This is a genomic window from Micromonospora sp. H61 (assembly GCF_018070325.1).
GTDB lineage: Bacteria > Actinomycetota > Actinomycetes > Mycobacteriales > Micromonosporaceae > Micromonospora > Micromonospora salmantinae.
The window spans coordinates 58,185-82,154 of sequence record NZ_JAGPXY010000002.1; the positions used below are offsets into that span (position 1 = coordinate 58,185).

22 protein-coding genes and 1 tRNA gene are annotated in these 23,970 nt (G+C 70.8%); 9 read left to right on the forward strand and 14 right to left on the reverse strand.

What is annotated here, in order from left to right:
* Positions 1 to 124 precede the first annotated feature (124 nt).
* Positions 125 to 1,036: a DUF5937 family protein gene (locus tag KBX08_RS01780; protein ID WP_210780755.1), complete on the forward strand. Its 912-nt coding sequence runs from the start codon at positions 125 to 127 to the stop codon at positions 1,034 to 1,036.
* 11 nt (positions 1,037 to 1,047) lie between these two features.
* Here KBX08_RS01780 and KBX08_RS01785 read toward each other — a convergent pair whose 3' ends face one another.
* Both KBX08_RS01785 and KBX08_RS01790 read right to left on the reverse strand, forming a co-directional pair.
* Positions 1,048 to 1,578, reverse strand: a complete 531-nt coding sequence (locus KBX08_RS01785) for a nitroreductase family protein (RefSeq protein WP_210780756.1) — start codon at positions 1,576 to 1,578, stop codon at positions 1,048 to 1,050.
* 84 nt (positions 1,579 to 1,662) lie between these two features.
* A complete protein-coding gene (locus KBX08_RS01790; RefSeq protein WP_238690391.1) occupies positions 1,663 to 2,451 on the reverse strand; it encodes a hypothetical protein in 789 nt (262 codons plus the stop codon).
* A 260-nt stretch (positions 2,452 to 2,711) separates the two neighbouring features.
* Here KBX08_RS01790 and KBX08_RS01795 point away from each other — a divergent pair, with 260 nt between their 5' ends.
* Both KBX08_RS01795 and KBX08_RS01800 read left to right on the forward strand, forming a co-directional pair.
* A complete protein-coding gene (locus KBX08_RS01795; protein ID WP_030489892.1) occupies positions 2,712 to 3,977 on the forward strand; it encodes an aspartate kinase in 1,266 nt (421 codons plus the stop codon).
* Between the two features lie 5 nt (positions 3,978 to 3,982).
* Positions 3,983 to 5,044 carry an aspartate-semialdehyde dehydrogenase gene (locus KBX08_RS01800; RefSeq protein WP_210780757.1) on the forward strand — a complete coding sequence of 354 codons (1,062 nt, stop codon included), beginning with the start codon at positions 3,983 to 3,985 and terminating at the stop codon, positions 5,042 to 5,044.
* A 141-nt stretch (positions 5,045 to 5,185) separates the two neighbouring features.
* Here KBX08_RS01800 and KBX08_RS01805 read toward each other — a convergent pair whose 3' ends face one another.
* On the reverse strand, positions 5,186 to 6,595 hold the full coding sequence (locus KBX08_RS01805; protein ID WP_210780758.1) for a sensor domain-containing diguanylate cyclase: 1,410 nt from the start codon (positions 6,593 to 6,595) through the stop codon (positions 5,186 to 5,188).
* 198 nt (positions 6,596 to 6,793) lie between these two features.
* On the opposite strand from KBX08_RS01805, the gene KBX08_RS01810 reads away from it, so the two are divergent.
* Together KBX08_RS01810 and KBX08_RS01815 are read left to right on the forward strand one after the other, a co-directional pair.
* On the forward strand, positions 6,794 to 7,573 hold the full coding sequence (locus KBX08_RS01810; protein ID WP_210780759.1) for a phosphodiesterase: 780 nt from the start codon (positions 6,794 to 6,796) through the stop codon (positions 7,571 to 7,573).
* A gap of 41 nt (positions 7,574 to 7,614) precedes the next feature.
* A complete protein-coding gene (locus KBX08_RS01815) occupies positions 7,615 to 8,232 on the forward strand; it encodes a histone deacetylase (protein WP_210780760.1) in 618 nt (205 codons plus the stop codon).
* A 36-nt stretch (positions 8,233 to 8,268) separates the two neighbouring features.
* Here the strand turns inward: KBX08_RS01815 and KBX08_RS01820 are convergent, their stop codons facing one another.
* Positions 8,269 to 9,066, reverse strand: a complete 798-nt coding sequence (locus tag KBX08_RS01820; protein ID WP_210780761.1) for an alpha/beta fold hydrolase — start codon at positions 9,064 to 9,066, stop codon at positions 8,269 to 8,271.
* Positions 9,067 to 9,345: 279 nt separating this feature from the next.
* On the opposite strand from KBX08_RS01820, the gene KBX08_RS01825 reads away from it, so the two are divergent.
* Complete coding sequence (locus KBX08_RS01825; RefSeq protein WP_210780762.1) at positions 9,346 to 11,052, forward strand: bifunctional UDP-sugar hydrolase/5'-nucleotidase; 1,707 nt, start codon at positions 9,346 to 9,348, stop codon at positions 11,050 to 11,052.
* Positions 11,053 to 11,340: 288 nt separating this feature from the next.
* Here the strand turns inward: KBX08_RS01825 and KBX08_RS01830 are convergent, their stop codons facing one another.
* Positions 11,341 to 12,624: an MFS transporter gene (locus KBX08_RS01830; protein ID WP_210780763.1), complete on the reverse strand. Its 1,284-nt coding sequence runs from the start codon at positions 12,622 to 12,624 to the stop codon at positions 11,341 to 11,343.
* 150 nt (positions 12,625 to 12,774) lie between these two features.
* Here KBX08_RS01830 and KBX08_RS01835 point away from each other — a divergent pair, with 150 nt between their 5' ends.
* Entirely contained in the window at positions 12,775 to 13,248 is a 474-nt protein-coding gene (locus tag KBX08_RS01835) for a hypothetical protein (protein WP_210780764.1), read from the forward strand.
* Positions 13,249 to 13,316: 68 nt separating this feature from the next.
* On the opposite strand, the gene KBX08_RS01840 is transcribed toward KBX08_RS01835, so the two are convergent.
* The 6 genes from KBX08_RS01840 to KBX08_RS01865 all read right to left on the reverse strand — a co-directional run bounded on the left by KBX08_RS01840 (position 13,317) and on the right by KBX08_RS01865 (position 17,990).
* The gene (locus KBX08_RS01840) at positions 13,317 to 14,141 is read right to left on the reverse strand and encodes a class I SAM-dependent methyltransferase (RefSeq protein WP_210780765.1); all 825 of its coding nucleotides are present in this window, start codon (positions 14,139 to 14,141) and stop codon (positions 13,317 to 13,319) included.
* Between the two features lie 148 nt (positions 14,142 to 14,289).
* Positions 14,290 to 15,735: a hypothetical protein gene (locus tag KBX08_RS01845; RefSeq protein WP_210780766.1), complete on the reverse strand. Its 1,446-nt coding sequence runs from the start codon at positions 15,733 to 15,735 to the stop codon at positions 14,290 to 14,292.
* Complete coding sequence (locus tag KBX08_RS01850; protein ID WP_210780767.1) at positions 15,732 to 16,250, reverse strand: SigE family RNA polymerase sigma factor; 519 nt, start codon at positions 16,248 to 16,250, stop codon at positions 15,732 to 15,734. The genes KBX08_RS01845 and KBX08_RS01850 overlap by 4 nt, the downstream gene beginning before the upstream one ends.
* Positions 16,251 to 16,322: 72 nt before the next feature.
* Positions 16,323 to 16,724 (reverse strand): hypothetical protein, encoded by a 402-nt coding sequence (locus KBX08_RS01855; RefSeq protein ID WP_210780768.1) that lies wholly within the window; start codon positions 16,722 to 16,724, stop codon positions 16,323 to 16,325.
* 108 nt (positions 16,725 to 16,832) lie between these two features.
* A tRNA-Pro gene (locus KBX08_RS01860) sits at positions 16,833 to 16,909 on the reverse strand.
* A gap of 187 nt (positions 16,910 to 17,096) precedes the next feature.
* Positions 17,097 to 17,990, reverse strand: a complete 894-nt coding sequence (locus tag KBX08_RS01865; protein WP_210780769.1) for a metallophosphoesterase — start codon at positions 17,988 to 17,990, stop codon at positions 17,097 to 17,099.
* Positions 17,991 to 18,015: 25 nt separating this feature from the next.
* On the opposite strand from KBX08_RS01865, the gene KBX08_RS01870 reads away from it, so the two are divergent.
* Complete coding sequence (locus KBX08_RS01870; RefSeq protein ID WP_210780770.1) at positions 18,016 to 18,471, forward strand: GatB/YqeY domain-containing protein; 456 nt, start codon at positions 18,016 to 18,018, stop codon at positions 18,469 to 18,471.
* Between the two features lie 113 nt (positions 18,472 to 18,584).
* On the opposite strand, the gene KBX08_RS01875 is transcribed toward KBX08_RS01870, so the two are convergent.
* On the reverse strand, positions 18,585 to 21,032 hold the full coding sequence (locus tag KBX08_RS01875; protein WP_210780771.1) for a transglycosylase domain-containing protein: 2,448 nt from the start codon (positions 21,030 to 21,032) through the stop codon (positions 18,585 to 18,587).
* 407 nt (positions 21,033 to 21,439) lie between these two features.
* Here KBX08_RS01875 and KBX08_RS01880 point away from each other — a divergent pair, with 407 nt between their 5' ends.
* Positions 21,440 to 21,760, forward strand: a complete 321-nt coding sequence (locus tag KBX08_RS01880; protein WP_210780772.1) for a WhiB family transcriptional regulator — start codon at positions 21,440 to 21,442, stop codon at positions 21,758 to 21,760.
* A gap of 6 nt (positions 21,761 to 21,766) precedes the next feature.
* Here the strand turns inward: KBX08_RS01880 and KBX08_RS01885 are convergent, their stop codons facing one another.
* Together KBX08_RS01885 and KBX08_RS01890 are read right to left on the reverse strand one after the other, a co-directional pair.
* The gene (locus tag KBX08_RS01885) at positions 21,767 to 22,918 is read right to left on the reverse strand and encodes an ArsA-related P-loop ATPase (RefSeq protein WP_210780773.1); all 1,152 of its coding nucleotides are present in this window, start codon (positions 22,916 to 22,918) and stop codon (positions 21,767 to 21,769) included.
* 53 nt (positions 22,919 to 22,971) lie between these two features.
* A complete protein-coding gene (locus tag KBX08_RS01890) occupies positions 22,972 to 23,949 on the reverse strand; it encodes an ArsA family ATPase (protein ID WP_210780774.1) in 978 nt (325 codons plus the stop codon).
* Positions 23,950 to 23,970: the final 21 nt, after the last annotated feature.

Sequence of the window (23,970 nt, forward strand, 5' to 3'; positions counted from 1 at the left end):
CCTCGGTCGAGTCTTTTAGGCTGGACCGAATCCTGCTCCTGGGGGGCGTGTGTCCGAGTTGCGGTTCAGCCTGGCCGACGTTGCGGGAGTGCGGCTCGCCGTGTCACCCGCAAACGAGACGGTCATGAGCATGTGGGCGCTGGCCAACCCGGTCCGCTACGCGGTGCACCTGCCCTGGATCGACCGGGCCCGGGTGACGTTGCGTCGTCCCGAGGTGGCCGACCGGGTCCGACCTCTGGTGGGGTTGGTAGTGCCGGGTCGCTGGCTGCCCGACTTCCTCACCCCGGCGGCCCGACCGAACGTGGAGATGGCCGAGCAGCTCGACCAGATCGCCGCGACACCGCCGGCCGTGGTGGTCCAGGACCTGCTGGCGACCACCTGGCAAAAACCGCTGAGCCCGTTCGGGCGGGCGCTGCTCGCCGACCCCGGCGGGCTGCTGCCGCAGGTCGTCGACGCGGTGCGGGTCTGGTACGACGAGGCGATCGCCCCGGACTGGCAGCGGATGCGGGCCCTGCTCGACGCCGACGTGGCGTACCGGGCCGCCCAGCTCGCCGAAAGCGGCGCCGGGCAGTTCTTCGAGCAGCTCCACCCGAGCCTGCGTTGGCACGGCGACCGGGTGATCAGCGACGACACGTTCGAGCGGGACTTCGACCTCCGCGGTCGTGGGCTGGCGCTGAACCCGACGGTGTTCACCGAGCAGCACGTGCTGTGGAACCTGCTGGAGGATTCGCTGCCGGTCGGCGCGTACCCGGTCCGTGCCGTCGGGACGCTCTGGGAGACGACCGCGCCGCCGCCCGGCGACCCACTGGCACGGGTGATCGGGCCGGGCCGGGCCGCGCTGCTGCACCTGCTCGAGACGGCGCTGACCACCACCGACCTGGCCCGACTCACCGGGATGTCCGCCGGAAACGTCTCCCAGCACCTGGCCGCGCTGCACGGCGCCGGCCTGGTGTCCCGGTCCCGCGAGGGCCGGCACGTGCGCTATCGCAACACCGATGCCGCGGCGGTCCTCCTCCGGGCCAGCCGGGGCGGGTGACCCGCGCTCGATCAGCGCAGCAGAAGCTCGGCGACCGGGCGGCGGTGCCGCAGGCCGGTCTCGCGGGCGTGCAGGTCGGCCGGGAGGGCGAACGGGTCCCCGAGCCGGCCGACGGCGGCGACCACCAACGGGCGGACGCCGCCGGGCAGGTCGAGTTCGGTGGAGAGGCCGACCCGGTCGAACCGGGTGAGCTGGTGCACGTGCAGGCCGAGCGCTGTGGCCTGCACTGTCAGGTGGGCTATCGCCTGCCCCAGGTCGTAGGCGGCCCGCTCGGCGTCGAGGCCGGTGTGGGCGCCGACCACCAGGGTCGCGGCGTGCCGGATCCAGATCTGGTCGTCGACCGGAAGGCTGATCAGGATCCGTTTCCAGGTCTCGTCGTCGCGGTGGCCGAGGGCGAACCGCCAGGGCTGCCCGTTCTCGGCCGACGGGGCCCAGCGCGCGGCCTCAAGCAGCGAGGCGGACTCCTCCGGGGTCAGCTCGGCGTTCGGGTCGAAGGCTCGTGGACTCCAGCGGTAGGCGAGCAGCGGGGTGAGGTCGGCCATACACCGGATCGTCCTGTATGGGTGATTCGCCCCTCAGGATGGGGTGGCTGAATGTGGGCAAGAGCACCCGTAACGGGACGAAGATCAGGGCGTTCCCGCGCCCGGGCTCTCCGACGGGTCCGGGGTCGGCGGCGCCGCGGTGTCGAGCGGCTCCCGGTCGATCACCACCGGGCCGGCCAGCTGCACGGTGGCCGGTGCCGGGCCGGGTGCAGCGGCCAGCCGCAGCGTTCCGGCCCCGGTCCGGACGCCGGTCGGCGTGCCGTCCTGGTCGTAGCAGTAGATGCCCACATCCAGCGGGGCGTTGAGCGACGCCGAGGTGGAATCCACCGAGTAGCAGGTGCCGGTGAGTCCCTCGGGCGCGTCGGCCGGGGCGACCGCCAACGGCGCGCGTCGGTCGGTGAGCACGTCCAGCCAGTCGGTGAGCAGGTGCTGGACCCGGGGGTCCGACCGGCGTGGGATCGCGTCGTCGCGATCACCCAGGCGTACGCAACTCGCCGACTCGGTGTGACCGGCCGACGGCAGGGCGCACTGGAACAGCCCGTCGGCAGTGCTGGCCATCGAGACGTCGGCTGCGCCACCCAGGGCGCCCCCCGGCACGTCCACCCGCCAGGTGCCGTCGTTCGCGCTGGTGAACACGATGGTGCGGTCCGGTTGACCCGCCTGGCTGTAGACGTACTGGGCCACCAGGTGACGGTCCTGAGCCGCCGCGGCAAGCGCGGCCAGCTCATCCCGTGCGGCCTCCACCTCGACCGGCCCCGGATCCACGGGCGGCGGAGTCGGAGGCTGCGCACTGGTGCAGGCGACCAGGAGGGCCGGCAGGGCGAGGGCGAGCGGCCCGAGCACACGGCCGGCCGAGCGGATGAGGACGGGCACCGGCCCATTCTGGTGGGTGCGGGCGGTCGGCGGGTGCCGGCCGCGTACCGGGCTCGTCCCGGCGTGTCGGGCGAGGCGTTCCGGCGTACCCGTCCGACCTGGTGGGACCGGTCTCGCCGGTCCCGGCCGGGCCGGATGGTGGGATCACCTGACCCGGCTTCGTTATCCGCCGGATACCCTCATGGGGTCTGACACGCGCCGCCGGCCCCGGTTCCGGCGGCGTCGGCACGCTCAGGGTCGCTGGGAGGGAGTGCACCGTCGTGGCACTCGTGGTGCAGAAGTACGGCGGGTCCTCCGTCGCCAACGCCGAGCGGATCAAGCGGGTGGCAGAGCGCATCGTCGCCGCCCGCAAGGCCGGCGACGACGTGGTGGTGGTGGTCTCCGCGATGGGCGACACCACCGACGAACTGCTCGACCTGGCCAACCAGGTCAGCCCGCTGCCGCCGGGCCGCGAGCTGGACATGCTGCTCACCGCCGGGGAGCGGATCTCCATGGCCCTGCTGGCCATGGCCATTCACAACCTGGGGTACGAAGCCCGCTCGTTCACCGGTTCGCAGGCCGGCGTGATCACCACCTCGGTGCACGGCCGCGCCCGGATCATCGACGTCACCCCCGGGCGGCTCAAGGGCGCGCTCGACGAGGGTTCCGTGGTCATCGTGGCCGGCTTCCAGGGTGTCTCGCAGGACACCAAGGACGTCACCACGCTGGGCCGCGGTGGTTCGGACACCACCGCCGTGGCGCTCGCCGCCGCCCTGCACGCCGACGTCTGCGAGATCTACACCGACGTCGACGGCATCTTCACCGCCGACCCGCGGATCGTGCCCAACGCCCGACACATCCAGCACATCACCTACGAGGAGATGTTGGAGCTTGCCGCGTGCGGCGCGAAGGTGCTGCACCTGCGTAGCGTGGAGTACGCCCGGCGGGCGGGGTTGCCGATCCACGTCCGTTCGTCATACTCGACCAACACCGGCACGATGGTCACCGGATCGATGGAGGACCTTTCCGTGGAGCAGGCACTGATCACCGGGGTCGCGCACGACCGCAGCGAGGCCAAGATCACGATCGTCGGGGTGCCCGACGAGCCGGGTGCCGCCGCGCGGATCTTCGACACCGTCGCCGGCGCCGAGATCAACATCGACATGATCGTGCAGAACGTCTCCACCGAGGGCACCGGCCGGACGGACATCTCGTTCACCCTGCCCAAGGCCGACGGCCCCACCGCGATGGCAGCGCTCAGCAAGATCCAGGAGCCGGTCAAGTTCAAGGGCCTGCTCTACGACGACCACGTCGGCAAGGTCTCACTGATCGGCGCCGGCATGCGCTCGCACCCGGGGGTGGCGGCCGGCTTCTTCGCCGCGCTCGGCGCGGCCGGGGTCAACATCGAGATGATCTCCACCTCCGAGATCCGGGTCTCCGTGGTCTGCCGGGACACCGACCTCGACGCCGCCGTCCGCGCCATTCACGACGCGTTCGAGTTGGGCGGCGACACCGAAGCCGTGGTCTACGCGGGGACGGGTAGGTAGCGCCGATGACGGCGCTGCCCACCCTCGCCGTGGTCGGAGCGACAGGTGCCGTCGGCACCGTGATGTGTGAGCTACTCACCGGGCGACGCAACGTCTGGGGTGAGATCCGGCTGCTCGCCTCCGAGCGCTCCGTCGGGCGCCGGGTGCGCTGCCGGGGCGAGGAGCTCGTCGTCCAGGCGCTGACCCCCGAGGCGTTCGACGGGGTCCAGGTGGCCATGTTCGACGTGCCCGACGAGGTCTCCGCCGAGTGGGCGCCGATCGCCGTCGCCCGCGGCGCGATCGCTGTCGACAACTCCGGCGCGTTCCGGATGGACCGCGACGTCCCGCTGGTCGTTCCGGAGATCAACCCCGAGCAGGTCCGCAACCGCCCCCGGGGCATCATCGCCAACGCCAACTGCACCACCCTCGCGATGATCGTCGCCGTCGCGCCGCTGCACAGCGAGTACGGCCTACGAGAGCTGGTGCTCGCCTCCTACCAGGCGGTCTCCGGAGCCGGTCAGTCCGGCGTCGACATCCTGCACGACCAGCTCACCAAGGTCGCCGGCGATCGGGCGCTCGGCTCGCGCACCGGCGACGTACGCCAGGCTGTCGGCGACGACCTGGGCCCGTTCCCGGCACCCATGGCGCTCAACGTGGTCCCCTGGGCCGGCTCCCCGGCGGACAGCGGCTGGTCATCGGAAGAGATGAAGATCCGCAACGAGTCGCGGAAGATCCTCGGCCTCCCCGACCTCAAGGTCTCCGCCACCTGCGTCCGCGTGCCGGTGGTCACCGCCCACTCGGTCGCCGTGCACGCGGTCTTCGCCACCGAGGTCGACGCCGAGGGCGCCCGTGAGGCGCTGCGCAACGCACCCGGGGTGATCCTGGTCGACGACCCCGCGGCCGGGGAGTTCCCGATGCCGATCGACGCCGTCGGCACCGACCCCTCCTGGGTCGGCCGGATCCGCCGCGCCCTGGACGACCCCCGCGCCCTCGACTTCTTCGTCACCGGCGACAACCTCCGCAAGGGCGCGGCCCTCAACACCGCCCAGATCGCCGAACTCCTGGCCAAAGAACTCCGCACCCCCTGACCCCGCACCGCGCTGCCCCCGTACCCCCCGCTGCGGCGATCTTGCAGTTTCTGTGCCGGCATAAGGGGCTAGGACGACAAAACGACAACCGAAAGTGCAAGATCGGCGGGACGTGGGGACGTGGGGCGGGGGCGGGCGCGGTTACGCGGCGGAGAGTAGGACGCCGTCTCGGCCTTGGCGTTTTACCGCGTAGAGGGCCTGGTCGGCTCTCTTCAGGGTGCGGTCGGGGGTTTCGCCGGGGCGGGGTAGTGCGACGCCAACGCTGATCGTGCGGCCGATGCGCCGGGCCGCCTCGGTGAGCCGTTCGGCGATCCGGACCGCCTCCTCCGGGCGGCTCACCTCGATCACCGCGACGAACTCGTCGCCGCCGATCCGGTACAACTCGTCGCCGTGCCGAAGCGCCCCCTCCAGCGCCCGGGCCAACCCGACCAGCACCCGGTCGCCGGCCTGGTGGCCGTACGTGTCGTTCACGGTCTTGAAGCCGTCCACGTCGATCGCCAGCAGGGCCGTACGCCCGGGGGTGGCCGCAGCGATCCGTTGCCCGAACGGGCCGGTGTGCCGCAACCCGGTCAGCGGGTCGGAGCTGGCCTGCTCCCGCAGTCGGGCCAGCGTGCGCAGCCGGTCCACGCTCGTCCAGGCCTGCCCGGCGAGCAACTCCATCAGGCTGACAGTGGTCGGGTCCGGGCGCAGCGCGCGTTCGTCGGCGACCAGCAGCACCCCGGCGGCGTCCGTCGGCCCGACCGGCACGGCGACCAGCGTGCGGACCCCCGCCCGGGTCAACGGACGGTAGTCCTCGGTCGGGGGATGCCCGGCCTCGCCCAGCGTGTACCCGGCGCCGTACCGGTGCGCCCGCTCGACCATCCGGTCCAGGGCGGCCGGACCCGCCGCGGCCAGCTCGCCGCGGATCCGGGTCTCCAGGTCGCTCGGCGTCGCCGGGGACGGGCCGAGCTGGCCGCCGATCAGCAGTAGTGCGGTGGAGAGGGTGGAGACCTCCCGGGCGGCGCGGGCGGCCGCCCCCATCACCTCTCCCTCGGTCGGCGCGGAAGAGAGCGCGGCCGCGTGCCGGAGCAGCTTCTCGCTGCGGCTCTCCGCCGGTGGGCCACCGAGGGCGGCGATCCGCGCACCGAGCCCGTCGGCCAGCCGCTGCGCGGTCTCCCGCCACGGCTCCAGGTCGGTCGGCTCAATCCACTGCAGGTCGAGTACGCCGATCGCCCGGCCCGTCGGGTCCAGCACCGGTACGCACAGCTCGGCTGTCACATCCGGGCGCACCGGCAGGTAGTCCGGGTCGACGGTGACGTCCGGGACGACGGCGGGAGCGCCGGTCGCGTACACCCGGCCGACGATGCCGGTCCGCGCCGGCACGGTGGCGAAGACCTGCCAGGCCCCGGTCGCGGCGACGCAGCGCAGGCGGTCGTGGACCGCGAGCAGCACGGAGATGGTCGCCGGGGTGTGGCGGGACAGCGCGGTGACCGTCCACCGACACGCCTCCGGCGTGCTCGACGCCATCGGCAGGCGGACGGTGACGTCACGGATGACTCGCTGATGATCCACTCGCACGTCGTTCCAGGTAGGGGAGGGGCCCGGCCGACGCCGAACCGCTCGATCAAGCGTACTCACGGTGGCGGGGACCGGTCGGGCTTCGTACACACGTGCTATCCACAGGCTGTGGACGCAGCCTGTGGACGCATGCCCCCGGGACGCCGCGCCTGCCGATAGCGTGAAGCCTCCCGGCGCCGAGGAGGCGAGCCCATGCTCATCGCCCAGCTCAGTGACCCGCACCTGACCACCGGCCTGCTCGCCGCCGAACCGGCCGCCGGGTTGCACCGTGCGCTCGGCCGGGTGCTGGCGTTGCGACCCCGACCGGACTGCGTGGTGATCAGCGGCGACCTGACCGACCACGGCCAGCCCGACGAGTACGCGGCGCTGCGCGAGGTGATCGGCCGCTTCCCGCTGCCGGTGCACCTGACCACCGGCAACCATGACGACCGGGAGTCCCTGCTCGACGCGTTCGGCGGCACACCGTGGCTCGGCGGCGGCTTCTCGGCCTACTACCACGTCGACCACGAGGCGGCGTCCGTCGTGGTGCTCGACTCGCTCGTCCCCGGCAGCGACGGCGGCCAACTCGGCGAGGAACAGCTCGGCTGGCTCGACGGGGTGCTGGCCGGGCGGCCCGAGGTGCCCGCCGTGATCTTCCTGCACCATCCGCCGGTCGCGGTCGGCATCCCCGTCGCGGACTCCATCCGGCTGGCCGACGGTGACGCGCTCGCCGAGGTGATCGGCCGGCACCGGCACGTGGTGCGGGTCGGCGCCGGCCACCTGCACCGCCCGGTCACCTCGGCGTACGCGGGCACTGTCCTCACCGTGGCGCCCAGCACGTGGAAGCAGAGCACGCTCACCATGAGCGCCGACGAGCAGATCGGTTGGGTCAACGAGCCCACCGCCTTCCTGCTGCACTCGGTCGAGGCCGGCGGCTGTGTGACCCACACCGTGCAGGTGAGCCACTCCGCCGGGCAGACCTGCGGCTTCTGAGGGTCGTCGTGCTGGCCTGGTACGTCTCGTACGGATCGAACATGCACGCCGCCCGGCTGGGCTGGTACATCGCTGGCGGCTGCCCACCCGGCGGGAAGCGGACATACCCGGGCTGCCGCGACCGGCGTCCACCCAGCCGGTCGGCACCCGTGTCGCTGCCCGGCGGCATCTACTTCGCCGGCGAGTCCGGTGCCTGGACCGGCGGCATGGCCTTCTACGACCCGCACCTGCCGGGCGAGGCCGCGGCCCGCGCCTACCTGGTCACCCTGGAGCAGTTCACCGACATCGCGGCGCAGGAGATGTACCGCACGCCGGGCGACACGACCGAGCTGATCCCGGCGACCGGCGCGGCCATCGACGCCGCCGTCACCAACGGACGGGCCACGCTCGGCCCGGGGCGGTACGAGACGCTGATCTGCCCGGGCAGCCGCGACGGTGTTCCGATGCTCACCTTCACCGCCCCGGAGGGGGCGTCAGCCGTGCCGTGCCGACCTCCCGCGCCGGTCTACCTCGGCATGATCGCCCGAGGGCTGCGCGAGTCGCACGGCTGGCCCGCCGAGCGGATCGCCACCTACCTGGCGGCCCGGCCCGGCGTGGCGGGCACCTGGCCACCGGACGCCGTCGCCGCCCTGGTCGACAAGGCGCTGGCCGACGGCTGACCCACCGGCTCGCAACCCCGTCGGCCGCTGGTGCGGTCAACCGAGCAGGAACTCGCGCAGCGCGGGGGCCAGCGTCGTCGGCGGCACGTCGTGGTAACCGCCGTCGAGGCTCACGGACCGTCCGCCCGGCACGGCCTCGGCCGCCGCCCGACTCGCGTCCCGCAACCACTGTGGACTGCCGGTGCTGTCCACCGCGAGCGTGGGCGCGGTGATGGCCGCCAGCCGCTCGACGGGGAGGCGCCCTCCGGCGGTGACGATCGAGTCGTACACCAGGGTGTGCGCGACCGCCGTCAGCCCACCCCACATCGGTTGCGACCGCATCCCGGTGATCTGCTCGGCCGGCAGCCCCACCGAGGCGCTGAGGAAGGTCTCCACCGCGCCGTCCCGGTCGTCGGCGGCGATCAGCTCGATGAGCTGCGGGGTGATGTCCTTGCGGACGCCCACGTGCGGGCCGACCTGGAACGGTGGCTCGAACATGACCAACTTGGTGACCGGCAGACCCTGTGCGGTGGCGAGGGCGGACAGGACAGCCCCGGAGGAGATGCCGTAGACGGCGGCTGAACCACCCGCCGCCGCGATCAGGGCGGCCAGGTCGTCGATCTCGCGGCCGATCTCGTACGGCGCGGTGTCGCCGCTGTAGCCCCGACCGCGACGGTCATAGCTGAAGGTGGTGAAATCCGGCGCCAGTGCCGCACCCAGGTCGCGGGTCGCGTTGCGATCGCTGAACGCGCCGCCGACGAGGACGACCGCCGGCCCGGCACCGGACCGCTCGAACGCGATGGGTGTGCCGTCGACCGACCGCACCTGCTCCGCCACGGGTGTCGTTCCGCTCACGATGCCGCCCCCATTCCTCGTAGGCTGTCCCGTCCTTTCTAGACCCTGGGTCCGACGTTGTCCGGCAGACCGCGTTAAACGATGATCGATAGCGGCCTCGGCGTACGCGCTGCTCCGATGCGCTGCCCGGGTCGACCGGTGGGCGTCCGGATGAGAGGCTGTCGGGGCGGGGGCCATGCTCAACCACCGTCATCCGCGACCCCTTCGACGGCGTCCGTCGGCGGCCCCGGTCGACCCAGAGGCCGGGCACCGTACGCGCCGATTCTCACAAGGAGATCCATGTTCATACCCGGGATGCGTCGGGCCGCTGTTGCCCTGACCGCGCTCGCGGTGGCCGCTTTCGGCGCGGTCGCCACCAGCCCTGAGCAAGCCGACGCGCGGCCGAAGCCGGTCGACGTCACCCTGCTCGCCCTCAACGACTTCCACGGCAACCTCGAACCGCCGAGCGGGTCCAGCGGCACCATCGCCGGGCAGACCGCGGGTGGCGTCGAGTTCCTGGCCACCCACCTTGCCGAGCTGCGCGCCGCAGCCAAGAAGAAGAACACCATCACCGTCGCCGCCGGTGACCTGATCGGTGCGTCCCCGCTGCTCTCGGCCGCGTTCCACGACGAGCCGACCATCGAGGCGCTGAGCATGGCCGGGCTGGACTACGCCAGCGTCGGCAACCACGAGTTCGACGAAGGCGCCGCCGAGCTGCTGCGAATCCAGAACGGCGGCTGCCACCCGGTGGACGGTTGCATCGACGGCACCCCGTACCGGGGGGCCGGCTTCCAGTACCTGTCCGCGAACGCGTTCAAGACCGCGACCGGCAAGCCGCTGATGGCGCCGTACGCGATCCACAAGGTGGAGGGCGTCAAGGTCGGCTTCATCGGCATGACCCTGGAAGGCACCCCCCAGATCGTCAGCCAGCAGGGCGTCGCCGGCCTCAGCTTCGCCGACGAGGCGGACACCGCCAACCGGTACGCGCGCGAGCTGCGCCGCAAGGGCGTACAGGCGATCGTCGTCCTGCTGCACGAGGGTGGCACCCAGGCCGCGACCGGCGGGATCAACGACTGCGTCGGCATGAACGGCCCCATCGTGGACATCACCAACCGGATGGACCCGTCGATCGACGTGGTGGTCAGCGGGCACACCCACCAGGCGTACAACTGCGACATCAACGGCAAGCTGGTCACCAGCGCCAGCTCGTTCGGTCGCCTGGTCACCGACATCGACCTGAAGATCGATCGCCGGAGCGGGGACGTGATCTCCGCCGCCGCGAACAATGTCGTGGTCACCCGCGACGTCGCCAAGGACCCGAGGCAGACCGCGCTGATCAACCGGTACAAGACCGTGCTCGGCCCGGTCGCCGGACGCCAGGTCGGCGTGACCAACGAGGCGATCACCCGGAGCCAGGAAACCCTATTCGGTACGAGCCTGGGCGAATCGCCACTGGGCAACCTGATCGCCGACGCGCAGCTCGCCGCCACCGACGACGAACAGAACGCCGTCGCCGCCCTCATGAACCCGGGCGGGGTCCGGGCCGACCTCGACGCCGGCCCGGTCACCTACGAGGAGGCGTTCACGGTCCAGCCGTTCGCCAACAACCTGGTGACACTGGACCTCACCGGCGCGCAGCTCTACTGCGTCCTGGAGCAGCAGTTCGTCACCGGCCGGACGCTCTACCCGTCGGCCTCAGTGGGCTACGTCGTCGACCCGAACGGCACCACCGGTACGGTCGCCGACCCGTGCGCCGGCACCCGCGTGGTCAGGGGCAGCCTCAGCCTCGGCGGCACCACCGTCGACACCGCCGCCACCTACCGGGTGACGGTGAACAACTTCCTGGCCGGCGGAGGCGACGGCTTCAGCGCCCTCACCGGCGGCACGAACCTGGTCACCGGCCAGATCGACCTGGACGCCTTCGTCGACTACCTGACCGCCCAGTCGCCGGTCTCCGCACCGACGCTGGACCGGATCCGCACCACCGCCGAGGTCCCCGCCGCCTGACGGCCGACCCCCGCGACATCGGGCCCCGGAGCACCAGCTCCGGGGCCCGACCCGTCCCAGACCCCGCCTGCTCGCGCCGCGCCTGCCCGCTCGCGCCCCTCCGGGCAAGATCAATGGCGAGGCCAATGAGGAAGATCCGCGCAACTTCCCCCATGTTGCTGGCTCCCGCGTGCCCGAGGCACCAACTTCCGGGAAGTTGCTCGGATCTTGGTGCGGGGTGCGGGGTGGCGTGCTTGGTGTGGCGCCGGATGCGTGCATGTCGCGGGCGGTGCGGCGGGGTCTTCGAGGTCAGGCGGGGGCGGGCGTGGGGGTGGGAGATGCCGGGGTGGTCGTCGCGAGGCCGTCCTGCTCCGTGGTGAGCAGCCGGCGCAGGGACAGCGCGACCAGCGAGGCGACCAGGCAGCCGCCGACCACCGTCGCCACCCAGACCATGCCGTTGGCGGCGCCGATGAGTGGGCCGGCGGTCACCGGGCCGATCACACCGCTGATTCCGAAGATCATCGAACTCATCGCGTTGTACCGGCCGCGCAGTTCGTCAGTGGCCAGCGCGTTGGTCAGTGCGGGCATCACCGGGGACAGCATCGTCTCGCCGAAACCGAAGATCGCCGAGCAGAGCACCACGCACAGGGCGGCCAGCACGGCGTTCTCAGCTTTGACCAGGCCGGCCGCGCCGAGGACCAGCCAGGCGGCGGCAAACACCGCTCCCACCACCGCCAACGCCCGGGTGCGGCTGCGCCCCTCGATCCGGCGGATCACCAGCAGTTGCGCGAGCACGATCATCACGGTGTTGGCAGCTAGTGCCCATGCCACGACCCGGGGGTTCACCTCGGCCACCCGCACCGCGTACGCGGCGAAGCCCACCTCCACCTGCGCGTAGCCGCAGGTGGTGAGGATCAGCCCGAAGATCACCAGCCGCCGGAACGGGCGGTCGCGGAGCACCGTCAGGTAGCCACCGGGCGACGGCTCGTCGACGCCTCGACGTTTGCCGAGTCGGTGGCCCACGCCGGGCAGGGTGAGCAGGATCAGCGCCGGCATCAGGTAGGTCACCGCGTCCAGCAGGTAGATCGCCTGGAAGGTGCCGGGCCGGGCGGTGTCGACGATCGCGCCGGAGGTCATGCCACCGATGCCGATGCCGAGGTTGAGCAGGGCGAAGTTCAACCCGAAGACGCGTTGCCGCTCATCGTCGTCGGTCAGCGACGCGAGGATGGTGTTCTGCCCGGACCAGATCGCCGAGCTGCCGATGGCGACCACCGTCATCACCAGCAGGGCCGAGCCCGTCGAGTGGACCAGCGCCAACGAGCCGGTGCCGATCGCCTCGATCAGCAGGCAGGGCACCACCACCCGGCGGGCGCCGATTCGGTCGATCAGCGTCCCGCCCAGCGGCGACAGGGCCAGGGTGACCACGCCGTACCAGCCGATGACGAGCCCGGCGCGGGTGTCGGTGAGCCCGCGTACGTCGGTCAGGTAGATGAACAGGAACGGCAGGGTCAGACCCCGCCCGATCGCCGACAGCAGTGTGCCGAGGAGGATCCGGCGAGCTTCCGAACGGCGGGGCAGGGCACGACGCAGCATGCCGGCATTGTGTTCGGTGGGTCTGACGCAGCGCGAACCGTTTTGGCCACGCCTCACGGTCACCGGGACCGACTGGTGACCAATCCCACGTTGATCCACTCGCTCTGATCGCGGTCGGTCGGTGTCCGCCGGGTCTGCGATGCTGGCGCGATGACCGGCACCTGGCGACATCTGCCCGCTACCGCCCGCGCCATCGCGTTGACCGCAACGACGGCCGTCGCCGCCGCCCAGGCACGCGACGGTCAGGCGTACGACGAGGCGGTCGGCGGTCTCGCCGCGGACGAGCGTTCCGGCCTGGTGCTCGGCGCGGTGGTCCGGTTGCTGCTGGAGGAGAGCCATCCGGACGGGTTGACCGGCGACGACATCCGCCAGGTGTTGACCCACTGCGTGCAGGAGTCGACTCGGTGGCGAACGGATGTCGACCCGCACGTGGTGCTCGTCCTGCTGGCCGGCGCGTTGGGTGTGTACGACCCCGACGGCGACGAGTCACCGCCGGACGCGTCGGTGCTGGCCCGACACGCTCCGCTGCTGGTGGCCGACCTGTTGGCGGCGACCGGCGTGCCGTTGGACGACTACCTTGCCGCCGCGTTCGCGGAGATCGAGCGCACCGAGCGGCAGGACTGAGGTCGCGCGCACCGAGCGGCAGGACTGACCGGCCCGCGCCACCTCGAACGGGGTGGCGCGGACGGGCGTCAGGCCGGGTCGGGGGTCCGCCGCGCCACGACCTCCAGGTACTCCGCCGGGATGCGGACCGTGGCGTCGGTGGCACGGTTGTGGGTGCGGGCCAGCTCCACCAGATCGGCGTGCAGGGCCGGGCGTCGCTCCTCGGGCAGCGCCTCGAACGCCTTCAACGTCGGCCCGTAGTTGACCCGGAAGAAGTCGGCGAACTCCTCCGGTGTGCCGAAGCGGAAGACGAACTCCCGGCGTACCGCCCGCAGTTCACCCACGGCCGCGCCGAGCAGTTCGCGGACCCGGTCCTCGTCGCCCCACTCGACCGGCGGGCGTAACCCCGCCGGTGGTGGCACATGCCGCCCCACAGTGCGGAACAGGTCGCCGATGAAGCCCTGCGGCGTCCACGACGCCAGCGCCACAGTGCCGCCGGGCCGGCAGACCCGGACCAGCTCGGCCGCCGCCCGCTCCTGGTCCGGCGCGAACATCACCCCGACGACGGAGAGGACCGCGTCGAAGGACCCGTCGGCGTACGCCAGTCGTTCCGCGTCGCCGGTCACGAACGTGACCGGGAGTCGTTCCGCGGCGGCGCGGGCCTGGCCGCGTTCCAACAGTTCGGGTACGTAGTCGACGCCGGTCACGACGCACCCGCAGCGGGCTGCGGCGATGGCGGCGTTGCCGGACCCGGTCGCCACGTCGAGTACGCGGGCGCCGGCCGACAGGTCGGCGGCGGTCACCAGAAGCTCGGAGATCGGGTGGATGAGCGCGGCGACCGCGCCGTAGTCACCGCTGGCCCACGTCACCTGCTGGCGTGCCTTCACGGCGATGAGATCGGGTGCGATGGTCATCGGTGGTCTCCCTCGGACAGTGTGGTGTGCCACTGACGCTAGGGGCGGCAGCCACTCGAGGGATCGGTAGAAACACCTATACCAGCAGGTGAAGGCTGTCAGGGCGGTGTCCGAAAGGCGTCACGTGCCGGCGGCCGTCGCGGGGCAGTCACTCCTCGTTCCAGGTGTCGGTCTCGGTTGTCCGTTGTGCACCCTGCTTGGACACCTGACCGCTGGCAATCGTCCCGCCGGATGCGTCGAGCGCCTCCACGACAAGGCCCGCGGTGGGGCGGGGCACCTGCATGGCCGTCCCGGAGCCGCTGACGGCGCTCCTCGCCACCTCCTGCCCGTCGCGCAGGACGCGCACGGTGGTGGCGGCTGCCGGCGTCACCACGAGCAGGATCTGCTGGCCCTCGCTGCCGCCGGTGTCATCGTCGATGGACACGGCCAGCACGCCACCGGGATCGGTCGGGTCGGCGGTAGCGGTGAAGGAGGTGCCAGTGCTGAGCACGCCGTCGGACCGTGGCTGATCGGGGGCGATCGACACCTCGCCGACCCAATCGCCGCCCACAGCGGGAGCAGCCAGGACCGTCACCTGGGCGTCCTCCACCGACGGCTCTGTCGCGCTGGGCGACCCGTCGGCCGGGCTGATAGGGAGGCCAGCGAGGTGCCCGCCCCACACCACGCTCGGAAGGGCGGTCAGACGGTAACCTCCTGACTGTGCCCACTGGTACACCAAATCCCGGGCACGTTGCTGCTCGACACTGCCGCGTACGCGGGACATCGCCGTCGCGAGTTGAGCGTCGGTGATCGGCGTGGAGGCCAGCGAACCTGGACCGGGCGTTATCTTGCGAGTCACCCCGCCGCAGTCGACCCGCCACCACTCGGGCCGCTGGGCCCGCGCGGTACGGACCAGGTAGGACCCGGTCGGCTCCGGGGCCCACCTGAAGGTGTCGCCGTCGGGCAGCGGTGAGCTGAGGAAAACGCAGCCGGCCGGGGCGATCGCCACGTGTGCCGCCTTCGGACCGTCCACGGACAGGCTCTCGTAGGGTTCCAGAGCGTCGCTTACCCCCCTGACGGAGGCGGTGCTGGCCAGTTCCTGGGCACTGGCACCCTCGTCGGCGACCAGCCACACCGCGGCGCTCGGCCAGCCGGTGACCGGATCGGGCTGGTTACGGACGAAGGCGGCGAGGGCGATACGGTGGCCGTCCACGTCGTCGGCGAAGAGGACTTTCACCCCGCTCACCGGCACCGTCAGGCGGGAGAACTCTCCTCGGCGTTGGGCGGCCAACAACTGTTCAGAGAGCTGACGTACGTAGCTGTCGTCCCCGGCGACGGCACCGCGCGGCGGCGACTGGAGGAGTCGGTCCGACCACGCCAGCACGGGTGCGATGGACTCGGACGGGTCGGCCGGTAGCTGCGTGGTCCGGCCCGGGCTGGCGATGGCGAAGGCCGTGCTCCCAACGGAGACTGCGAGGACCAGAACCAGGCCGCCGACGCGTCGCTGCCGGCTCCGTCGGTATCGCGCCGTCGCTCGGCCGTACGGGTCTGGCTGCGGGGTCAGTGTCCGGCTCAACTCGGCCAGGGCCCGGCTCAGCTCATCGTCGACCGTCATGGTGCTACCCCCGTCATCTTCGTCGTCCCGGTCGGTGCTGGATCAGCTGCCAGCGCCAGACGCAGGCGAGCCAATCCTCGTGATGCGCGGCTCTTGACCGACCCGACCGAGCAGCCGAGAGTGGCCGCTACCTCCGCCTCCGGCAGATCGACCACGTACCGGAGCACGATCACCGCACGGGTACGAGGTGTCAGCTCCTGCATCGCCTCGTAGAGAGCGCGCCGTTCGGCAACCGTCTCGGTCATGTCCCGGGTGGGCCGCTCGGGAAAGAAGAACGTCAGCACCTCGTGCATCCGGTGGCGACGCCAGACGCTGATGTGGTGGTTGATCATGACTCGTCGCAGGTAGGCCATCGGATCGTCGACCCGCCGCCACCGACGCATCACCTTCACCAGCGCGGCCTGCACCAGATCCTCTGCATCCTGGGTCGAGCCGGTGAGGTGGTACGCCACGCGCAAGAGATCCACGTAGCGCGTCTCGACGAACTTTCGAAAATGCTCGTCGTCAACTGCCATGAGCCCCCGCCTTGATTGGTTACCTCTCACGACTCTGGCGAGGGTCAGAAGGTTGAAGGCGAGAGCCGGTTGCTACGAATCGGTACTCGCGGTCGTTGACACCCAGATCAGGAACACGATCGTCGCGACGACTCCGGTGACCGCGACCAGACCGGCCGCCAGGGCCGCACGAGGCGAGTTGCGCCCGCGCAACTCGAAAGCAGCGGTGATGGTGAACAGCAACGCGAACACTTCACCTGCGGCGAGACCCAGCAGTCCGATAAAGCTCAGCAGACCCTCGACCATGTCCCGGCCAAGGAAGATCAGCCGGGCGCTGTACGCCGCTCCCGCCCAACACACCGTCGCCAGGCCCGCCAACACGTACACGGCCAGAAAGGAGACGGGGGTGGCGCGGCTGGCCTGCGGGGTCGCAAGGGGCGCCCCTGCCGGGCCGTCGGGCGGGATCCACGGCGCAGGCGTCTGAGGGTGGGTCATCCAGGCGGACGCTAGCCACGCAGCCGTCGCACGGGAATCGGTCGACAGGGCTTGCCGGGGCAAACAAAAAGGCCAGGTGAGAGAAGATCTCACCTGGCCTTTTACCTCTGGTCGGGGTGGCCGGATTCGAACCGACGACCTCTTCGTCCCGAACGAAGCGCGCTACCAAGCTGCGCCACACCCCGAGGCGTGCCGACAAATAGTAGCCCACCCGCTCCGATGGTCAAACTCGGTACCCCCGCCGCCCCGGCCCCGCCCAGGGTGGCCAAGATCCGCACAACTTCCGGGATGTTGCTGCCTCACGACGCGCCGAGGCAGCAACATCCCTGATGGTGCGCGAATCGTGAAGCGGCCGGCCGGGCAGCGGGACGGTCAGCGGGGGATGAGGGTCAGGATGCTGGCCTCCGGGGGGCAGGCGAAGCGGATCGGGGCGGTCGGGTGGGTGCCGAGGCCGGCGGAGACGTGCAGCCAGGAGTCCGAGCCCGGCCACCGGTGCAGGCCGCGCGCCATCGAGCGGGGCAGGCCGCAGTTGGTCACCAGCGCCCCGAAGCCCGGTACGCAGACCTGACCACCGTGGGTGTGCCCGGCCAGCAGCAGCCCGAAGCCGTCCGCCGCCATCTGGTCGAGCACCCGTGGCTCGGGTGAGTGCGTCAGCGCGATGGAGAGGTCCGCCGAGGACGACACCGCGCCGGCGACGGAGGGGTAGTCGTCCCGGTCGATGTGCGGGTCGTCGACGCCGACCAGGTCGAGTTGTCGCCCGCCAGCCTTCAGCGTGGTCCGGGCGTTGTTGAGGTCTGCCCAGCCGGAGCCGGTGAAGACCTGGCGCAACTCCTCGTAGGGCAGCTCGACGCCCTCGGTGTACTCCCGGTCGGGCAGGAAGTAGGTGAAGGGGTTCTTCAGCACCGGCCCGGTGTAGTCGTTCGAGCCGAACACGAACGCGCCCGGGTAGTCCAGCAGTGGTTGCAGGGCCCGCAGCACCCCGGGCACCGCGCCCGGGTGCGCCATGTTGTCGCCGGTGACCACCACCACGTCGGGGTCGAGGGCGGCCAGCGATGCCACCCAACGCTGCTTGCGCGCCTGGTCGGGCATCATGTGCAGGTCCGACAGGTGCAGCACGCGCAGCGGCTCCGCGTCGGCCGGAAGCACCGGCACGTCGTACCGCCGGAGGGTGAACATGTTGCGCTCGACGAGCGACGCGTACGCGAGGGTGGCCGCGCCGATCGTGGCGGTTCCGGCGGCGAGCCGGAATAGTGTGCGCTTTCGCATGGCGTTCAGGGTAGTTTGACCGTCCATGAGCACGCTGAAGGACCGCCTCACTGCCGACATGCGTACCGCGCTCAAGGCGCGTGACGAGCTGACCACCTCCACGCTGCGGATGGCCCTGGCCGCCGTCGGCACCGCCGAGGTCGCCGGCAAGGCCAAGCGCGAGCTCACCGATGACGAGGTGCTCGCGGTGCTGACCAAGGAAGCCAAGAAGCGTCGGGAGGCGGCCACCGCCTTCGCCGACGCCGGGCGCGCCGAGCAGGCAGCGAAGGAGAGCGCCGAGGGTGAGGTGTTGGACCGCTACCTGCCCAAGCAGCTCTCGGACGCCGACCTGACCGAGCTGGTGTCGGGGGCGCTCGCCGCCGGCGGCTTCACCGGCAAGGCTCAGATGGGCCCGGCGATGAAGGCGGCCCAGGCCGCGGTGGCGGGCCAGGCCGAGGGTGGCCGGGTGGCCGCCGAGGTACGCCGACAGCTCGGTCTCTGACCCGGCGGGGTCAGCGGGGCGGCATGACGTTGTCGTAGCCGCTCCTGGTCCGGACAGAAGAAACGGGCGGGCACCCGAGGAGGGTGCCCGCCCGTTTCGTCCTACTGGTCGGCTCAGCCGTTCGGACGGCCGTTGCCGGGTCGTCCGGGTTGGTTGCCGGGTTGGCCGCCCGGAGTGCCGTCGGTGTTGCCCGGCGTACCGCCGCCCCCACTGCTGACCTGGATGGTGACCACACCACCCTTGATCGTGCGTCCGTCCGGGCTGGTGCCGGCCGCGTCGCCCGCCTTGCAGGAGGACGGCACCTTCGCGCTGGAGACGACCGGCTCGAAGCCGGCGCCCTTGAGCCGGGACTTTGCCTGATCCACCGAAACGCACTTCACGTCGGGGATGCTGCGCTGGTCACCCTCGGAGATCTTCTGGCCCGGCGGCTCGAACTTGATCCGCGGTTTGCCCTTCATGGCATCCCGCAGCGTCTCGTACACCGGCGGGTTGATGCCGTCCTTCTGGGCGTGCTTCATCTTGACATTGGTCTGCGGCCAGTCCGGGTCGGCCATGATGCCGGCCACCGAGTACTGCTTGGTCATGGCGACCAGGGCGGCCGTCTTCTCCGAGTCGGTGGTGCCGGACTTACCGGCCACCGGCGCGTCGACGATGCTCTTCACGACGCCGGCCGTGCGGCTGCCACCGCACTTGCTGGTGCTGGAGTTGTCGCCGACCGGGCAGCGGGCGGCATCCACGGCGGCGCGGGCCACCTCGGTGCTGAACCGCTTCTCGCAGCGCGGGTTGGCGATGTCCAGCTTGTTGCCCTCCGGGTCCCGGATTTCCTGCACCGGGATCGGCTCGCAGTACTTGCCGTCCGCCGCGAGAGTCGCGTACGCGTTGGCCAGGTCGAGCGGGGTGGTGGAGGACACACCCAGGGTGAAGGCGCCCCACTGGTGGGCGGCTTCCTTGGTGGCGGCGAACTTGGCGTCGTTGCTCGCCCGGAACTGGATGCCGGCCCGCCGGGCGGCGTCGACCACGTTCTCCGCGCCGACCTGCTGTTGCAGCGGGACGAAGTAGGTGTTGATCGACGCGCTGAAGGCGCTCCACATGTTCTGTACACCGCCGGCCTTGAGGCCGGAGTTGGTCGGGCAGTAGAAGTGGGTGCCCTTGCAGGCCGCCGGGCTGCTGCTGTCGATGATGTATTCCGACTTGAACTGCTGCGGCGCGTTCATCGTGTAGCCGAGCGGGATGCCCTTCTCCAGCGCGGCGACGATGCTGAAGATCTTGAAGGTCGAGCCGGCCTGGTAGCCGGTGATGCCGTTGCCGCCGGTGAGCAGCGGGTTGACCGTCGCCGGGTAGTTGCCCCGGATCTTCTTCTTGCTCTTCGCGGGGTCGCTGGAGAGCTTGTTCTTCGGGTTCTTCGGGTCGTCGAGCTTGAACTGCCGGTTGACCGCGAGCGCCCGAACCCGGCCGGTGCCCGGCTCGACGACCGCGACCATTGCCGCTTCCTTGCTGTTCACGCTCTTGGCCTTACGGACCGCCTTGTCCGCGCCCCGCTGCGCCTGAACGTCGATCGAGGTCACGACGGTGTAACCGCCGCTCTTCAGTCGGCGCTCCCGGTCGTACGTGGTCGAGCCGAACGTCTCCTGATCCATCCACCAGCGGTAGAAGTAGTCGCAGAAGAAGCCCCACTCGTTGACGTTGGCGGCGACGCAGCCGTTCGGAGTGCGCTTGTCCTTCACGACCAGCTTGGTCGCCTTGGCGGCGTCGGCCTCCTGCTGGGTGATGGCCTTGATGTCGACCATGTTCTGGATGACGTAGTTGCGTCGATCCAGCGCGAGCGGGTAACCGGCCTCGGTGGTCGGGTCGTTCGTCGTCGGCGCCTTGACCATGCCGGCCAGCAACGCCGCTTCCTCGATCTTCAGCTTGCTCGGCGGCTTACCGAAGTAGACCTGGCTGGCGGCGTAGATGCCGTACGCGCCGTTGCCGAACGAGGCGAGGTTGAGGTAGCGGGTGAGGATCTCGTCCTTGGAGAATTCCTTGTCGACCTGGAGGGCCAGCCGCATCTCGCGCAGCTTGCGGGCGCTGGTGTCCTCGGTCGCCGCGACGACGTCCGCCGGGTGGGTGGCCGAGTAGGCGATGGCCAGTCGGACGTACTGCATGGTCAGCGTCGACGCGCCCTGCCGACCCGAGCCTTCGCTCTGGTTGTTGACGAACGCGCGGGCGACACCGTTGATGTCGACGCCGTTGTGCTTGTAGAACTCATGGTCCTCGGCCGCGATGATGGCCTTCTGCATGGCCGGCGAGATGTCGGGGAGCTTGACGTCCCGTCGGTTCTCGTCGTACATCGTCGCCAGCGGTGTCTTGCCGTCCGATGCCAGCAGGTAGCTGATCTGTGGCGCACGGGCCACCGTCAGCTCCGTGGGCAGGGCACCGAATGTCTCGGCGCCGGCCTTCGCGGCCAAGCCGGACATCGCTACCGCGGGGAAGGCCGCCGCAGCGACCACCACGCCGGCCAGCAGGCCACACACGGCTAGCGATGCGGCGTTGGTCAGCACATTGTGGTCACGTTTCCGCATCCAGGTCACCTCGACAGGGTACGCGAGTAGGGAACGAGGGGCGCTGGGGCGTTCTTTCCCCATTTCCTGCGCGCGCTGCCCTCGTTGTGCTAAACGCACGACCCCCGGTGCTTGGTTGCGTGTGACCTGGCGTGAGTCTCCTCCGATTCAGTGAGGTGGCGCAGCGTTATCGCTGACCTCGGCGGGGTAACCGGCGGTCGAAGGCCCGGGAAGCCGGGAGTGTCCGGAATGATGGATTTCGTCGACAACGTTGCGTAATCAGTCGACTACAGAGCATGATGGGGGCGGCGACAGCGCCACATGTCGTCCGCGCCGCCTTGGGGAAGGCAGGCCGGGCGATCGGGGGGAATTGCCGGCTGACGTGCATCGACGAGGTCGGTAGGTACTGCAAGGGGGGACGTGTACACATGGGCATGATCACTGACTGGCCGTCGCTGGCGGCATGTCAGAACGGGGACCCGGACGCGTTGTTCGTACAGGGCGCCGAACAGAACGTGGCGAAGCGGATCTGCCGGAGCTGCCCAGTTCGGTACGAGTGCCTGGCCGACGCGCTGGACAACCGGATCGAGTTCGGTGTGTGGGGCGGCATGACCGAACGCGAACGGCGGGCGCTACTGCGTCGTCACCCCCAGGTGACGAGCTGGCGCAAGATGTTCGAGGCCGCGATGAAGAAGAACAGCAAGGACAAGACCGGCAAGGACAAGATTCTCGTCAGCGCGGCCAACTGATGCCGGTCACGGCCGGCTGATCGCCGCGCCGATCGTCCGTAGCCCGTCGACGTCGTGCACGTCGGCGGGCTGCGCCGTGACCGAAACCGCCGGCACGGCCGGGAACGCCTCGGTGAAGCGCGCGGCGACCTGCTGCTCGCGTACCGCCTGACGAGCCAACGCCGCGTGCGCCCGCAGCACGTCGGCGGTGGCCTCATGCCCACCCAGCTGGGTCAGCCGCTCGGCGGCGACCCGGCTCTGCTCGGCGTCCAGCTCCGGGACCGTCGGGCGGTGCACCCGGTTGAGCACCAGGCCGGCCAGCGGCATCCGCTCGTCCCGCAACCGGCCCGCGAAGTAGGCGGCCTCCCGGACCGCGTCCGGCTCCGGCGTCGCGACCAGCAGAAAGGCCGTCTCCCGCGCCTGCAGGATGCGGTACGTCTGCTCGGCGCGCTGCCGGAAACCACCGAACATCGAATCCAGTGCCGCCACGAAGCCGGACAGGTCGGTGAGCAGTTGCGCGCCGAGCACCTTCTGCACCACCTTCGAGAACATCCCGAACGAGGCCGTGACCAGGCTGAACATGCTCCGCCCGCCGCTGCGCGCCGGGGCCAGCAGCAGTCGCAGCATCCGGCCGTCGAGGAAACGGGAGAGCCGAGCCGGCGCATCCAGGAAGTCCAGTGCCGAGCGGGACGGTGGAGTGTCCACCACGATCAGGTCCCATTCGCCCCGGGCGTGCAACTGACCCAGCTTCTCCATCGCCATGTATTCCTGTGTGCCGGCGAAGGTCGAGCTCATCGCCTGGTAGAACGGGTTCGCGAAGATCTCCGCGGCCTTCGTCGGGTCGGTGTGCTGCAACACCACGTCGTCGAAGGTGCGCTTCATGTCCAGCATCATGGCGTGCAACTCGCCGCCGCTGCTCTCGACGTCGATCCCCTTGACCTGGCGAGGGGTGTTGTCCAGCTCGGTCAGGCCCAGCGACTGGGCCAACCGGCGAGCCGGGTCGATGGTGAGCACCACAGTGCGTCGGCCGTGATGCTCGGCCGCCCGCAGCGCCAGCGCCGCGGCCGTGGTCGTCTTTCCCACTCCGCCGGCACCGCAGCACACGACGATCCGCACGCCTGGGTCGGCGAGGATCTGGTCGACGTCCAGCTGCGGCGCCGCGTCTTCGGAAGGCACCAATCGAGCGTATCGGGCCGGTGGGTCCGCGCGCCCGTGCTGCGCTCAGGTGTGAGTCATTCGGCGCGGACGAGGGCCTGGGCCAGCGTCGCGAGCCCCGCCCGATCAACCCCGTCGGGCAGCAACGGCAGCTCGATCATCGGCAGCCCCAACTCCACCAGGTCGGCGCGGAGCGAATCTTCCAGTTCGCGCCGGATGAGCTGGTCACGCGCCTCATCGTGCAACCCGGCCACGATGTCCCGATCGGCCGGCAGCCCGGCGGCGACCAGTCCGCGCTTCAACTCCGCGGCGGTGACCGCCGCTCCGGCGGGCACCGGCGGTCGGACTCCGTTGACGAGCACCTTCCCGACGCCGAAGCCGAGGGCGGTCAGATCGGCGATCGCGTCGACAGTCTCCTGGATCGGCATCTCCTCCAGCAGCGTGACCACGTGCACCGCCGTCATCGGGGACCGCAGCAACGCGGCGACCCCCTCGCTCTGGGTCTTGATCGGGCCCACCTTGGCCAGCCGGGCGGTCTCCGCCGTCACGTTGAGGAACCGGCCGATCCGCCCGGTCGGCGGGGCGTCCAGCACCACCGCGTCGTACGCGCGCCGCTGCCCGGTGGTGCGGGTGGTGGCCTCCTTCACCTTGCCGGTGAGCAGGACGTCCCGCAGGCCGGGCGCGATGGTGGTGGCGAAGTCGATGGCGCCGAGCTTGCGTAGTGCCCGGCCCGCCGCGCCCAGTTTGTAGAACATGTCGAGGTACTCGAGCAGCGCCTCCTCGGCGTCCACCGCGAGTGCGCGCACCTCACCGCCGTCCGGCGCGTCGGCGAGGTGCCGCTCCTCGTAGGGCAGCGGCTCGATGCCGAACAGTTGGGCGATGCCCTGCCGCCCCTCGACCTCGACCAGCAGGGTGCGCCGGCCGCCGGCGGCGAGCGCGAGGGCCAGCGCCGCCGCCACGCTGGTCTTACCGGTGCCGCCCTTGCCGGTCACCACGTGGAGACGGGCGGGCCATCCGGTACCGGCCGGATCGATCGGACGCTCAGCTGCACACACCCGTCGAGCCTATCCAGGCTG

Coding starts and splice junctions, on each gene's coding strand:
- KBX08_RS01785 (WP_210780756.1), bottom strand. CDS start 1,578: ATGGCCGACCTCACCCCGCTGCTCGCCTACCGCTGGAGTCCACGAGCC.
- KBX08_RS01845 (WP_210780766.1), bottom strand. CDS start 15,735: ATGACGGTCGACGATGAGCTGAGCCGGGCCCTGGCCGAGTTGAGCCGG.
- KBX08_RS01850 (WP_210780767.1), bottom strand. CDS start 16,250: ATGGCAGTTGACGACGAGCATTTTCGAAAGTTCGTCGAGACGCGCTAC.
- KBX08_RS01840 (WP_210780765.1), bottom strand. CDS start 14,141: ATGACCATCGCACCCGATCTCATCGCCGTGAAGGCACGCCAGCAGGTG.
- KBX08_RS01875 (WP_210780771.1), bottom strand. CDS start 21,032: ATGCGGAAACGTGACCACAATGTGCTGACCAACGCCGCATCGCTAGCC.
- KBX08_RS01815 (WP_210780760.1), top strand. CDS start 7,615: ATGCACGCCGCCCGGCTGGGCTGGTACATCGCTGGCGGCTGCCCACCC.
- KBX08_RS01800 (WP_210780757.1), top strand. CDS start 3,983: ATGACGGCGCTGCCCACCCTCGCCGTGGTCGGAGCGACAGGTGCCGTC.
- KBX08_RS01870 (WP_210780770.1), top strand. CDS start 18,016: ATGAGCACGCTGAAGGACCGCCTCACTGCCGACATGCGTACCGCGCTC.
- KBX08_RS01835 (WP_210780764.1), top strand. CDS start 12,775: ATGACCGGCACCTGGCGACATCTGCCCGCTACCGCCCGCGCCATCGCG.
- KBX08_RS01810 (WP_210780759.1), top strand. CDS start 6,794: ATGCTCATCGCCCAGCTCAGTGACCCGCACCTGACCACCGGCCTGCTC.
- KBX08_RS01830 (WP_210780763.1), bottom strand. CDS start 12,624: ATGCTGCGTCGTGCCCTGCCCCGCCGTTCGGAAGCTCGCCGGATCCTC.
- KBX08_RS01780 (WP_210780755.1), top strand. CDS start 125: ATGAGCATGTGGGCGCTGGCCAACCCGGTCCGCTACGCGGTGCACCTG.
- KBX08_RS01865 (WP_210780769.1), bottom strand. CDS start 17,990: ATGCGAAAGCGCACACTATTCCGGCTCGCCGCCGGAACCGCCACGATC.
- KBX08_RS01880 (WP_210780772.1), top strand. CDS start 21,440: ATGGGCATGATCACTGACTGGCCGTCGCTGGCGGCATGTCAGAACGGG.
- KBX08_RS01855 (WP_210780768.1), bottom strand. CDS start 16,724: ATGACCCACCCTCAGACGCCTGCGCCGTGGATCCCGCCCGACGGCCCG.
- KBX08_RS01825 (WP_210780762.1), top strand. CDS start 9,346: ATGTTCATACCCGGGATGCGTCGGGCCGCTGTTGCCCTGACCGCGCTC.